We start from the raw sequence: 11,933 nt of genomic DNA on the forward strand, positions 1-11,933 counted from the left end.
ATCGGAAGCAGTCTCCCCCGCACCACCCCGGCCCACAACGCGTTCTCCCGAACTGCCGCTGTACGGCCGGGAGTTGACCCGCCGTACGGCTCAGCGCACCCGTCCCCGCGGCTTCAGCGGCACCGGCGGGAGCTCCGGGGCCGGGAGCGGGGCGCCGTCGTAGCCCTTGACCGTCCCGAAGCGGCTGCCGTCCATCCACTCCGCGCGCGCCTGCGCGATGTCCTCGGAGGAGCGCCCGATGAAGTTCCACCACATCACGATCTCCTCCTCGAACGGCTCGCCGCCCAGGAGCATCAGACCCGCGTCGGAGAGCGCGTGCAGGGGGAGTTCGGTGCGACCGCAGCCGAGGTAGAGCATCGAGCCGGGCACGACCGGGACGCCGTCCACGCGCGCCTCGCCGGACATCGCCAGGACCGCGTACTCGAAGTCGGGGTCCAGCGGCAGACACAGTTCCGCGCCGGCCGTGAGGGACAGATCGGCGCCGACCAGCGGGGTGTAGACCGTGCCGGGCGACGCCGCGCCGTCGAGCTCGCCGAGGATCACCGTGGCCCGCAGGCCCGGCGCGGTGACCGTGGGCAGGTCCGCGTGGTGCTGGAAGTGCGGTTCGGTGTGGCGGTGGGCCTCGGGCAGGGCGACCCAGAGCTGGGCGCCGTGCAGGAGACGGGCGTGCTCGCGGGGGCTCTCCTCGGAGTGGCTGATCGCCCGCCCGGAGGTCATCAGCCCGAGCTCGCGCGGACGGACGGTCTGGAGGCTGCCCAGGCTGTCGCGGTGCAGCACCTCGCCCTCGTGCAGCCAGCTCACCGTCTGCAGCCCCATGTGCGGGTGCGGCGGCACCTGCATACCGGGCTCGCCGGCGATGTCGTCGGGGCCGTAGTGGTCGACGAACGCCCAGGCTCCGACCATACGGCGGCCGAGGTTCGGCAGCAGCCGGCGGACCTCGGTGGACTCGCCGAGCCTGACGGTGCGCGGCGACAGCAGCTCGCGCACCGGCTCGGCGGCGACGAAGCCGCGCCCGCCGCACACGGAGAGAGTGGCCTGACGATCGAGATTGCTCATACCGGTCAACCTATTCCTGTCGGGTACCCGGTGGCAGCCTCCCACGCGACCGGAAGACTGGTCGTGGAATTTTCAACCATCGAGGGGCGTTGGCGCCGTCGTACCAGCAGGACCGGGCCCCGCCCGGGCAGCCCAGGAAGGACGTGTCGTGGCCGACAGCTACTACGAGTTCGGGACCACCGCAGAGCGCTGGGACCGCGCCCAGCAGTTCTTCGAGGCCAAGGAGTACGTCACGGCCGTACGCATCCTGACCGGCATCGTGGACGAGGTGCCCGAGCAGGTCGCCCCGCGGCTGCTGCTCGCCCGCGCCTACTACCACTCCGCCCAGCTCAGGAAGGCGGAGGCGGAGCTGCGCGCGGTCCTGGAGCGCGACCCGGTCGAGCAGTACGCGACGCTGATGCTCGGCCGCACCCTGGAGCGCCAGGGCCGGTCCGGCGACGCGGCCCGCTATCTGCGGCTCGCCGCCGCCTTCGACGGGGACGTCGCGGCACAGCCGTGACCTGCGGGCACGGCGTGATGACCGGTCCCTGAGCCGTGCATGGCACACTGGCCGCCGATCCGCCGAAGGAGTGCCCAGCCGTGCCCATGATCCGCAACCTCCGCAGGGCGGTCCGCCGTGCCTACCGCCGCACGGTGGACCTCAGCCACCCGGCCCGCTCGCCACTCGGCAGCGCGGTGGTGAACTGCGTGGTCTACCGCGACGGGGTGCGCCAGCCGGGCGACTGCCCGGTGGAGGAGGCCGTACGGCGGGTGCGCAGGGCCGGGGAGGGCTTCGTGTGGGTCGGGCTGCACGAGCCGAGCGCCGAGGAGTTCGCCGGGATCGCCGAGCTCTTCGGACTGCATCCGCTGGCCGCCGAGGACGCGGTCCGCGCCCATCAGCGCCCACAGGTCCAGACGTACGACGACGTGCTGTTCGCGGTGTTCAAGACCGTCTGCTACGTCGAGCACGAGGAGCTCACCGCGACCAGCGAGGTCGTCGAGACCGGTGAGCTGATGATGTTCACCGGGCCCGACTTCGTGGTCACCGTTCGGCACGGCAGGCACGGTTCGCTCGGTCCGCTGCGCGAGTCCCTGGAGAAGACCCCCGAGCAGCTCGCCCAGGGCCCGGCGGCGGTGCTGCACGCGATAGCGGACCACGTCGTCGACGACTACCTCGTGGTCATCGACGCCATGCAGGTGGACGTGGACGCGGTGGAGACCGCCGTCTTCAGCGACACCGCGGGGCGCGGCGACGCGGGCCGCATCTACCAGCTCAAGCGCGAAGTCCTGGAGTTCAAGCGGGCGGTGACCCCGCTGTACCGCCCGCTGAAGGCCCTCGCCACCGAGCCGATGCCGCTCATCGGCCCGGACACCCAGCCGTACTTCCGTGACGTCTTTGACCATCTGGCCAGGGTCAACGAGCAGATCGGCTCGTTCGACGCGCTGCTCGACTCGATCCTCCAGGCCCATCTGGCGCAGGTGACGGTGGCCCAGAACGAGGACATGCGCAAGATCACCGCCTGGGCGGCGATCGTGGCGGTACCGACGATGGTGTGCGGGATCTACGGCATGAACTTCGACCACATGCCCGAGCTGCACTGGAAGTACGGCTACGCCCTCGCCCTGGCCGTCATGGCGGTGGCCTGCTTCGCCATCCACCGGGGGTTCCGCCGCAACGGCTGGCTGTGACGCGGGAGTCGGGGCGGGGTTGACGGGGACGCGTCGTCACCGTCCGTAGAAGCGGCCGTTCCGACTCCGCCACCGATTTTCAGCCAACTCGACTACAGGTATCACCGAAGCGGTCACGCTGTGCCACATTGCTCGGCATGGAGACCAACACCGTGTTCTGCACCATCATCCCGCCCCACGTCCTCGACAAGCTCGCACAGGCCGAGGACCCCGCCACGTTCGAGCCAGCGCGCCGCACCCTGGAGCACGACGCGCTCCAGCGCACCCGGCGCCGGATCACCACCGTGCGTGGCATGGCCCCGTCGACGGGCACGCCGTCCGACAAGCCCGACCGCACGATCTACGACGCCGGGACCCGGGAGACGCTGCCCGGCACGAAGGTGCACTCCGAGAGCGACACGCCGTCGCGGGACGCGACCGTCAACCGGGCGCACGCCGGACTCGGTGCCACTTTCGAGCTGTATCTCAAGGCGTACGGCCGGCACTCCATCGACGGCAGCGGGCTGCCGCTCGACGCGACCGTCCACTACGGCGAGAAGTACGACAACGCCTTCTGGAACGGCGAGCAGATGGTGTTCGGCGACGGGGACGGCGAGCTGTTCCTCGACTTCACCATCCCGGTCGACGTCATCGGGCACGAACTCACCCACGGCGTCACGCAGTACACGGCCAACCTGGAGTACTTCGGGCAGTCCGGCGCGCTCAACGAGTCGCTCTCCGACGTCTTCGGCTCGCTCATCAAGCAGTACGCGCTCGGCCAGTCCGCCGACCAGGCCGACTGGCTGATCGGCGCCGGGCTGCTCGGCCCGCGCATCCACGGCGAGGCGCTGCGCTCGATGAAGGCCCCGGGCACCGCGTACGACGACCCGCAGCTCGGCAAGGACCCGCAGCCCGCCACGATGGAGGACTTCGTGCGCACCAGCCGGGACAACGGCGGGGTGCACATCAACTCGGGCATCCCCAACCACGCGTTCTACCTGGTGGCCACGGCCCTGGGCGGCTACGCCTGGGAGCGGGCCGGGAAGATCTGGTACGCCACGCTGACCGGCGGGGAGCTGACGAGCGGGGCCAAGTTCGCCGACTTCGGCCGCCTCACGGTCGCCACCGCCCGCAGCCTCTACGGCGACGGCGACGAACTCCAGGCCGTCACCAAGGCGTGGAGCCAGGTCGGGGTGCCGCTCGCCTGAAGGGAGCCGCTTCCGAGCGCGAGGGCGGCCCCGGGCACCACGGCGGGCCCCCTCGCGCAGAGCCGCGCCGCCCCTTAGCGCGGCGGGACCGGAATCTCCAGCTCCGGGCGGTCCCACAGCACCGCGGGCGGGTTCGCGCGGGCCGTGCCGGTCCGGATCGCGCCCACGCTGCGGTAGAAGCCCTCGGCGGGCGGGTGCGAGACCACCCGGACGCGGTCCAGGCCCGCGGCCCGGGCCCGGTCGGTCATGTGCGCGACGAGCCGGCGTCCGATGCCGAGCCCCTGGGCGTCGTCGGCGACGAACATCAGGTCCAGCTCGGCGGGGCCGAGCAGCAGGGCGTAGAAGCCGAGCAGCCGCTCGCCCGCGCCGACCGCCACGTACACCTCGTGCGTCTCGATGTAGTCGGGGCCGACCCGGTAGCCCGCGACCATCGCCGCGTACGGGCCCTCGTAGGCGCGCGAGGAGCGGACGAGCCGGGTGAGCCGCTTGGCGTCGCGCGCGTCCGCGCGCCGGATCCGCACGGTCTCCTCGGCGCCGCCGGTAATGCGTGAGGTCATGGGGTGAGTATTACTTACGAGTGGGCGCGCGGGCGAACCGGGGGCGGTACGCGCAACGGCGTAGGGCGGTGTACGCGCCGCAGCTGACTGGACCGTACTTATCGCGGCTTGTCGCACCGGACGGGCGCGCGCGGCGCCCGCGCGGCGGATGCTGGGGGGTACGCGGTGTGCGCGGTGTGCACACGGAGGAGGCCGTCGTGGGAATGCTCGTGATCGAAGGTGCGTACCGCGTCACCGGTGCCCGCCCGGACGGCGACTCCGTCCGCTTCTACCCGGCCGACCCCACCCACTGGGACCTCGTGCCGGGTCCGCACCGCGTCCAGCGCAACCGTTCCGGCGGCGCCCAGCTGCGGCTCGACGGCATCGACACGCTGGAAACGCACTACATCCCGGCGCACGGCCGCGAACTGCGCCAGCCGCCGCCGTTCGCGGACCGGGCGGCCGACACGCTCACCGCCTGGCTCGGCTTCCTCGGCGTCGAGCGCGACGCGCACGGCACGGTCACCGTCTCCGAGCCCGCCCAGGCCCCCGGGTTCGTCCTCACCCGGGGCGCCGACCTGCACGGACGCTGTGTGGCGCTGGCCGGCCGGGGACCCGCGCCCGGGCCCAGCGGGCGCGAGCTCTTCGTCGACGCGGCGCTGCTGCGCCAGACCGCCAACTTCGCCCAGCTGGCGGCCGGGCTCGCCTATCCGACGTACTACACCAAGCTGTTCGTCGATCTGCGCGAGGCGATGACGGCGGCGGTGCGCGAGGCGCGCACCGCCGCGGCCGGGCTGTGGCCGGTGGACCTGACCACGACCGGCGCGAAGATCGACGGGCTGGGCACGCTCACCGGGACGGCGGTGGTGCTGCCGAAGCTGTTCCGGCGCCTGGCCGACTATCTGGTCCTGGGCGACGGCGACCCCTCGCTCGCCGGGTTCAAGGCCTTCCTCGACCAGCGCGCCGACCGCGTACTGATCGTGCCCAAGGGGCAGTTCACCACCCTGTCGACGGTCGTGGAGGTCGCCGACCAGAACGTCCGGATGACGGAGCCCCCGGAGAACCTGGTCTTCGAGGAGCGCTGACGGCGGCCTCCACGCGCGCGGCTACTGGTCCCGGTACGTCTCCAGCAGGCGCAGCCACACCTCGCTGATCGTCGGGTACGCCGGGACCGCGTGCCACAGACGCCCGATCGGGACCTCGGCGGCGATCGCGACGGTGGCCGCGTGGATGAGCTCGCCCACGCCGGGGCCGACGAAGGTGACACCGAGCAGGACCTCACGGTCCAGGTCGACGACCATCCGGGCGCGGCCCCGGTAGCCGTCCGCGTACAGGCCGGCGCCCGCGACGCCGCCGAGGTCGTGGTCGACGGCACGGACGCGGTGTCCGGCCGCCTCCGCCTCGGCCAGGGTCAGCCCCGCCGAGGCGGCCTCGGGGTCGGTGAAGACGACCTGGGGGACGGCGGCGCGGTCGGCGGTGGCCGCGTGGGCGCCCCACGGGTCGGTCTCCAGGAGGGGGGTCCTCGCCGCGCGCGCGGCGATCGCGGCGCCCGCGATCCTCGCCTGGTACTTGCCCTGGTGGGTGAGGAGCGCACGGTGGTTGACGTCGCCCACCGCGTACAGCCAGTCGCTGCCCGCCACCCGGCAGGAGTCGTCGACCGGCAGCCAGGAGCTGGGCTCCATGCCGATGGTGTCCAGGCCGATGTCGTCGGTGCGCGGGGCGCGGCCGGTGGCGAAGAGGATCTCGTCGGCCTCGATGCGCCCGCCGTCGTCCAGGACCACCGTGACAGGTCCGGTGCCGCCCTCGCGCACGACCTCGGCTACGTTCACCTGCGTACGGACGGAGGCGCCCGCCTCCTTCAGGGCCTCGGCGACCAGCTCGCCCGCGAACGGCTCCATCTTCGGCAGCAGCCCCTCGCCGCGGACCAGGACCGTCACCTGGGCGCCGAAGGCCTGCCAGGCCGTCGCCATCTCGACACCGACCACTCCCCCGCCGACGACCACCAGCCGGCCCGGCACCTGCTGGGCGCTGGTGGCCTCACGGCTGGTCCAGGGCTTGGCGTCGGCGATGCCGGGCAGGTCGGGAAGGAGGGCGCGGCTGCCGGTGCAGACGGCCACGGCGTGCCGGGCGGTCAGCACATGGTGCTCGCCCTCGGGGCTGGTGACGCTGACCTTGCGGGTGCCGTAGAGGCGCCCGTGGCCGCGGTAGAGGTGGGCGCCGATGCTGTCCAGCCACCGCACCTGCCCGTCGTCCTGCCAGTGCGAGGTGTACTCGTCGCGGTGGGCGAGCACGGCGGGCACGTCGAGCGGGCCCTCCACCCGCTCGCGCAGGCCCGGCACCTTGCGCGCGTCCGCGCGCGCGAGCACCGGCCGCAGCAGTGCCTTGCTGGGCATGCACGCCCAGTACGAGCACTCGCCCCCGACCAGTTCGCTCTCCACCACGGCGGCGCTCAGCCCCGCCGCCCGCACCCGGTCGGCGACGTTCTCGCCCACCGGTCCCGCTCCCAGCACCACCACGTCGTATTCCAAGGCTTCGGTCATGGGCACAGTCTGGTGCGAGGAGTACGCCGGAGCCACAGGGGCAGGGGCGGGAGAGCGGAAAAACCCAACGGAATACCACGACGGCGGTCGCCGTTGTGCGAGGCGGCTTCACGGTGAGGCCAGGAAGAGGGAGTGCGTGATGGCGACTGTGGAGCTGACCAAGGAGAACTTCGACGAGGTCGTGTCCGACAACGACTTCGTCCTGATCGACTTCTGGGCCTCCTGGTGCGGTCCCTGCCGGCAGTTCGGCCCGGTCTACGAGGCGGCCTCCGAGCGCCACGAGGACCTGGTGTTCGCCAAGGTGGACACCGAGGCCCAGCAGGAGCTGGCCGCGGCGTTCGAAATCCGTTCGATCCCCACGCTGATGATCGTCCGCGACAACGTGGCGATCTTCTCGCAGCCCGGCGCGCTGCCCGAGGCCGCGCTGGAGGACGTGATCGGCCAGGCGCGCGCCCTCGACATGGACGAGGTCCGCAAGTCGGTCGAGGAAGCCGACAAGGAGAAGTAGGAAGCCCCTCGGGCTGCCCGCCTCAGCCGAGCTGCCAGGCGATCAGTGACAGGGACACCATCGACAGGAGCGTCGAGAGCAGCACGGTGTCCCTGGGCAGCTCGGTGTCCAGGGAGTACTCGGACGCGAAGATGAACGCGTTCTGCGCGGTCGGCAGCCCCGCGCACAGCACCACCGCGAACAGCGCGTGCCCGTCGAGGGCGAAGAGCCAGCGCCCGAGCGCGTAGGCGAGCAGGGGCTGCGCCGCGACCTTCAGCCCCACCAGGATCAGCCGCTCGGTCCGTCCGTCGCCGTCGGGCCGGGCGCGCGCGTTGAGCGACATACCGAGGGCGAACAGGGCCGAGGGGACGGCGGCGCCGCCCAGGATCTGCAACGGCGAGACCACCTCCGCGGGAAGTTCCCGTCCGAGTCCGGCGACCGTCAGTCCGAGGGCGGACGCCCCGATCACCGGGTTGCGGAAGGGCAGCTGGAGGATCCGCGTCCAGCGCTCCCGGCCGGCCCGGCGTACGTCCAGCTCGATCAGGACCAGGATCAGCGGCGTGATGAAGAGCATCTGGAAGAGCGCCGCGGCGACGATGAACGAGGTGTCGTGCAGGACGTGCACGGCGACCGGGATGCCCAGGTTGGCGGAGTTGACATAGGACGCGGCCATCGCGCCTATCGCCTGTTCGCCGCGCTTGCGGCGGAACATCCAGCGGCTGACCAGCAGTCCGGCCGCGAACACCGTGACCAGGCTCGCCGCGAAGACGGCCACGCCCGGCCGGGCCAGATCGCCCGGGTGCGAGCGCGACATCGTCAGGAACAGCAGCGACGGCATCGCGAAGGTGAACGCGAACCGCCCCAGGACGTGCTGCGCCTGGTCGCCGAGCACCCGGGAGCGCCCGGCGCCCCAGCCGCAGGCGGTGAGCGCCCAGATGGGCAGGAAGCCGCTGATCACTGAATGCACCGCGCAAGCATAGGAGTGCGGTGTGAGGGGTTGATCAGGGCGGTACCGCGTGCCCTACCAGGGGCGCGGGAACTGCGCGAGCAACCCCCGCCGGCCCGCAGCCGACAGCGCGCCCTAGAACGGGTGACCCTCCGGGCGGCCCCGCACCGTCGTCCACCGCAGCTCGGTGAACGCCTCCAGGTTCGCCGCGCCCCCGAACCGCGCGCCGGTTCCGGACGCCGCGACTCCGCCGAAGGGCGCGACCGCCTCGTCGTTGACCGTCTGGTCGTTGATGTGGGCGATCCCGGTCGGAACGCGGTCCGCGAGCTCCAGGCCGAGCGCGGTGTCCCGGGTGACGATGCCGAGGGAGAGCCCGTACGGGCCGTCGGCGGCCAGCGCGGCGGCCTCGTCCAGGGTGCGGAAGGACCGTACGGGCGCGACCGGTCCGAAGACCTCCTCCGCGTACGCCGGGGTGTCGTCGGCGGCGTCCGCGAGGACGGTCGGCCGGTAGAACAGGTCGCGGTGGGTGCCGCCTGCGGCGAGCCGGGCACCGCGCGCGGTACTGGCCCGCACCAGGCCGTCGACCTTGGCGAGTTGGGCCCGGTCGATGAGCGGGCCGAGGTGGACCTGTTCGCGGTGGGGGTCGCCGACGGCCAGCGCGTCGGCCCTGGCGGCGAGCCGTTCCACGTACTCCTCGTAGAGCGAGGCGTGCACGAGGTGGCGGCCGGTGGTCATACAGATCTGGCCCTGGTGGAAGAAGGAGCCCCAGGAGGCCTGGGCCACCGCGCCCTCGATGTCGGCGTCCTCCAGGACGACCAGCGCGGAGTTGCCGCCCAGTTCCAGGTGGGCGCGCTTGAGCAGACGCCCGGCGGCCTCGCCGACCGCGCGTCCGGCGGCGGTCGAGCCGGTGAAGGAGATGACCGGGACACCGGGGTCCGCGACCAGGGCCCGCCCCGCCTCGGCGCCGCCCGGCAGCACGTGCAGGAGTCCCTCGGGCAGTCCCGCCTCCTCGAAGACCGCGGCGAGCGAGAGGCCGCCGCAGACGGCCGTGCGCGGATCGGGCTTGAGGACCACGGCGTTGCCGAGCGCGAGGGCGGGCGCCACCGAGCGGATGGAGAGGATGAGCGGGGCGTTGAACGGGGCGATGACCCCGACCACCCCGACCGGGACGCGCCGGGTGAAGCTGAGTCTGGGCTCCTCGCTCGGCAGCACCTCTCCGAGCGGCCGGGAGGCGAGCGCCGCCGCCTCGTAGCACTCCTGGGCGGCCACGTGCAGCTCGAAGTCGGCCTTGCCGGGTATCGAGCCGGACTCCCGTACCAGCCATTCGCGCAGTTCTCCCCCAGAGCCGAAAGCCTGGGAGGTGCCCCCAGCGTACGCGGTGAACAGATCGCCCGCGCGGCGCAGGACGGCCGCGCGCGCGAAGTGCGGGGTGCGGGCCCAGCCCGGCTGGGCCGCGCGGGCCGCCGCGACGGCGGCCGTGATGTCGTCGGCGGTGGCCAGGGTGAGCGCGCCCAGGCCTTCTCCCGTGGCGGGTTCGGTGACCTCGTACTCACCCCCCGACAGCGTCCGTGCCTGCCAGGTCTTGGGGTCGAGCAGGGTCATGAAGGATCTCCAGTCTCACGCGTGATCGAGGGGAGGCCATGATCGCGGGGCCCATGATCGCGGGGAAGTCCCGTGCGGCATCCTAGTCCGGTCACCCGGGAAAACGTCCCTCTCCTGTCCCGCCTGACTCACCGACACCTTGGCGCCGCCGTACGGCAGTTGATACGGAAGGCGGCCATCCGCCTCCCGTGCCCGCGCCGCGCTCCCCTCAGCGCTCCAGGACGAGCGCCAGCCCCTGCCCGACACCGATGCAGAGCGCGGCGAGTCCCACGCCCGAGCCCGCGGCGGCCAGTTGGTGGGCGACGGCCCCGGCGAGCCGGGCGCCCGAGGCGCCGAGCGGGTGGCCGATGGCGATGGCGCCGCCGCGCGGGTTGACCACGGCCGGGTCCAGCTCCGGCCACTCGGCCAGGCACCCCAACGACTGGGCGGCGAACGCCTCGTTGAGCTCGAAGACGCTCAGGTCCCCCAGGCCCCTGCCCGCCTTGGCCAGCGCGGTGCGCACCGCCTCCACCGGGCCGAGGCCGAAGAGCTGTGGCTCGATCCCCGTCACCGCGGAGGTCCGGATCCGGGCCAGCGGCTCGCGGCCGGTGGCGCGCAGGCCTTCCTCGTCGACCAGGAGCAGGGCCGCGGCGCCGTCGTTGAGCGGCGAGGAGTTGCCCGCGGTCACCGAACCGCCCTCGCGGAAGGCGGGCTTGAGGCGGCCGAGCGCCTCCATGGTGGAGGACTCGCGGATGCACTCGTCGCGGGTGAGGCCGACGCCCTCGTACGGGACCACCTCGTCGTCGTACAGACCCTTCGCCCAGGCCACGGCGGCCTTGCGGTGGCTGTCGAGGGCGAACGCGTCCTGCTGCTCGCGGGTCAGCCCGTGCCGGTCCGCGATCAGTTCCGCGCCCTCACCGAGTCCGACCGTCCACTCGGCGGGCATCCTCGGGTTGGTCATCCGCCAGCCGAGCGTGGTCGACCAGAGCTGCTGGTGTCCGGCCGGGAAAGCGCGCTCGGGCTTCTGCATCACCCAGGGGGCGCGGGACATCGACTCCACCCCGCCCGCGACCGCGATGTGCGCGTCACCGAGCGCGAGGGCGCGGGCGGCCTGGATGACGGCCTCCAGACCCGAGCCGCACAGGCGGTTGACGGTGACGCCGGGGACCGACACCGGCAGCCCGGCGAGGAGCACGGCCATCCGGGCCACATCGCGATTGTCCTCGCCCGCGCCGTTGGCGTCGCCGAAGTACACGTCGTCGATCCGGGCCGGGTCGAGCTCCGGGGAGCGGGCGACGAGGGACTTCACCACGTGCGCGGCCAGGTCGTCGGGACGCACCCCGGCGAGCGCTCCCCCGAACTTGCCGATGGGGGTGCGCACGGCGTCGACGATGTACACGTCCCGGATGCTCATCGCTTCTCTCCCGCTGCTCGGTGGCCGTGCCCGCCCGGGGTGCGCGGCGCCTTCGGCCCGACGCACCCTGTTCGACCACCCTGTTCGCCCAGTGAACCTTGGTTGACAATCAACGCCGAGTCTCGGCCCGCCCCGGCGTGCTGTCAACGGCCGCCTGGTGGCCCTGACCGGCGAGTCCGCGTCGATGGCGGTGCTCGACGGGGCCGCGGGCGACGGCCGGGGCCGTCTCGGCGGATCCGGCGGTCCTCGGTCACTCGGGGGCGATGAGCGCGGTGAGCCCGTAGTCGAGCTCGGCGCCGTCCACGAGGATCGCCTCGACGGTACGGGTGGCGGGGTCCACGTCCGCGACGACGCCGTGGCCGGCGTAGCGCGGGTAGCCCGTCTCGCCGGTCTCGCCCGTCGCCTCGACGAGGGCGGAGCGGACGGCGCTGTCGGCCACGGACGCGGTGCCGCGGGTCTCCACGTGGGAGGGGACGATCAGGACGACCAGGCGCGAGGGGTGCATGGGGGGACGGTAG

12 protein-coding genes are annotated in these 11,933 nt (G+C 72.8%); 5 read left to right on the forward strand and 7 right to left on the reverse strand.

All coding sequences use genetic code 11. The features are described from left to right. Positions 1–90: 90 nt before the first annotated feature. Entirely contained in the window at positions 91–1,056 is a 966-nt protein-coding gene (locus ACJA3G_RS17175; protein WP_406553869.1) for a pirin family protein, read from the reverse strand. A 148-nt stretch (positions 1,057–1,204) separates the two neighbouring features. On the opposite strand from ACJA3G_RS17175, the gene ACJA3G_RS17180 reads away from it, so the two are divergent. The 3 genes from ACJA3G_RS17180 to ACJA3G_RS17190 all read left to right on the forward strand — a co-directional run bounded on the left by ACJA3G_RS17180 (position 1,205) and on the right by ACJA3G_RS17190 (position 3,911). Next, positions 1,205–1,555 (forward strand): tetratricopeptide repeat protein, encoded by a 351-nt coding sequence (locus ACJA3G_RS17180; RefSeq protein ID WP_406553870.1) that lies wholly within the window; start codon positions 1,205–1,207, stop codon positions 1,553–1,555. Between the two features lie 86 nt (positions 1,556–1,641). After that, on the forward strand, positions 1,642–2,724 hold the full coding sequence (locus ACJA3G_RS17185; RefSeq protein ID WP_406553878.1) for a magnesium and cobalt transport protein CorA: 1,083 nt from the start codon (positions 1,642–1,644) through the stop codon (positions 2,722–2,724). A gap of 137 nt (positions 2,725–2,861) precedes the next feature. Then, the gene (locus ACJA3G_RS17190) at positions 2,862–3,911 is read left to right on the forward strand and encodes a M4 family metallopeptidase (RefSeq protein ID WP_406553871.1); all 1,050 of its coding nucleotides are present in this window, start codon (positions 2,862–2,864) and stop codon (positions 3,909–3,911) included. Positions 3,912–3,985: 74 nt separating this feature from the next. Here ACJA3G_RS17190 and ACJA3G_RS17195 read toward each other — a convergent pair whose 3' ends face one another. After that, complete coding sequence (locus tag ACJA3G_RS17195; protein ID WP_406553872.1) at positions 3,986–4,468, reverse strand: GNAT family N-acetyltransferase; 483 nt, start codon at positions 4,466–4,468, stop codon at positions 3,986–3,988. A gap of 203 nt (positions 4,469–4,671) precedes the next feature. Here ACJA3G_RS17195 and ACJA3G_RS17200 point away from each other — a divergent pair, with 203 nt between their 5' ends. After that, positions 4,672–5,532: a nuclease gene (locus tag ACJA3G_RS17200; RefSeq protein ID WP_406553879.1), complete on the forward strand. Its 861-nt coding sequence runs from the start codon at positions 4,672–4,674 to the stop codon at positions 5,530–5,532. 21 nt (positions 5,533–5,553) lie between these two features. Here the strand turns inward: ACJA3G_RS17200 and ACJA3G_RS17205 are convergent, their stop codons facing one another. Further along, positions 5,554–6,987 (reverse strand): dihydrolipoyl dehydrogenase family protein, encoded by a 1,434-nt coding sequence (locus ACJA3G_RS17205; protein WP_406553873.1) that lies wholly within the window; start codon positions 6,985–6,987, stop codon positions 5,554–5,556. Between the two features lie 139 nt (positions 6,988–7,126). Between ACJA3G_RS17205 and trxA the strand changes: the two genes are divergently transcribed. Further along, positions 7,127–7,495, forward strand: a complete 369-nt coding sequence (gene trxA / locus ACJA3G_RS17210) for a thioredoxin (RefSeq protein WP_406553874.1) — start codon at positions 7,127–7,129, stop codon at positions 7,493–7,495. A 22-nt stretch (positions 7,496–7,517) separates the two neighbouring features. On the opposite strand, the gene ACJA3G_RS17215 is transcribed toward trxA, so the two are convergent. From ACJA3G_RS17215 to ACJA3G_RS17230, 4 genes are all read right to left on the reverse strand, one after another. Continuing rightward, the gene (locus tag ACJA3G_RS17215) at positions 7,518–8,441 is read right to left on the reverse strand and encodes an AEC family transporter (protein ID WP_406553875.1); all 924 of its coding nucleotides are present in this window, start codon (positions 8,439–8,441) and stop codon (positions 7,518–7,520) included. Positions 8,442–8,555: 114 nt separating this feature from the next. Next, positions 8,556–10,022, reverse strand: coding sequence for an aldehyde dehydrogenase family protein (locus ACJA3G_RS17220; RefSeq protein WP_406553876.1), 1,467 nt, complete (start codon positions 10,020–10,022; stop codon positions 8,556–8,558). Between the two features lie 208 nt (positions 10,023–10,230). Then, positions 10,231–11,415: a thiolase family protein gene (locus tag ACJA3G_RS17225; RefSeq protein WP_406553877.1), complete on the reverse strand. Its 1,185-nt coding sequence runs from the start codon at positions 11,413–11,415 to the stop codon at positions 10,231–10,233. Positions 11,416–11,665: 250 nt separating this feature from the next. After that, positions 11,666–11,920 (reverse strand): hypothetical protein, encoded by a 255-nt coding sequence (locus ACJA3G_RS17230; RefSeq protein ID WP_358831307.1) that lies wholly within the window; start codon positions 11,918–11,920, stop codon positions 11,666–11,668. Positions 11,921–11,933: the final 13 nt, after the last annotated feature.

The organism is Streptomyces sp. YS-3 (assembly GCF_045257485.1).
In the GTDB taxonomy this organism is placed as follows: domain Bacteria; phylum Actinomycetota; class Actinomycetes; order Streptomycetales; family Streptomycetaceae; genus Streptomyces.

Coding starts and splice junctions, on each gene's coding strand:
- ACJA3G_RS17200 (WP_406553879.1), top strand. CDS start 4,672: ATGCTCGTGATCGAAGGTGCGTACCGCGTCACCGGTGCCCGCCCGGAC.
- trxA (WP_406553874.1), top strand. CDS start 7,127: ATGGCGACTGTGGAGCTGACCAAGGAGAACTTCGACGAGGTCGTGTCC.
- ACJA3G_RS17195 (WP_406553872.1), bottom strand. CDS start 4,468: ATGACCTCACGCATTACCGGCGGCGCCGAGGAGACCGTGCGGATCCGG.
- ACJA3G_RS17225 (WP_406553877.1), bottom strand. CDS start 11,415: ATGAGCATCCGGGACGTGTACATCGTCGACGCCGTGCGCACCCCCATC.
- ACJA3G_RS17230 (WP_358831307.1), bottom strand. CDS start 11,920: ATGCACCCCTCGCGCCTGGTCGTCCTGATCGTCCCCTCCCACGTGGAG.
- ACJA3G_RS17185 (WP_406553878.1), top strand. CDS start 1,642: ATGATCCGCAACCTCCGCAGGGCGGTCCGCCGTGCCTACCGCCGCACG.
- ACJA3G_RS17205 (WP_406553873.1), bottom strand. CDS start 6,987: ATGACCGAAGCCTTGGAATACGACGTGGTGGTGCTGGGAGCGGGACCG.
- ACJA3G_RS17175 (WP_406553869.1), bottom strand. CDS start 1,056: ATGAGCAATCTCGATCGTCAGGCCACTCTCTCCGTGTGCGGCGGGCGC.
- ACJA3G_RS17190 (WP_406553871.1), top strand. CDS start 2,862: ATGGAGACCAACACCGTGTTCTGCACCATCATCCCGCCCCACGTCCTC.
- ACJA3G_RS17220 (WP_406553876.1), bottom strand. CDS start 10,022: ATGACCCTGCTCGACCCCAAGACCTGGCAGGCACGGACGCTGTCGGGG.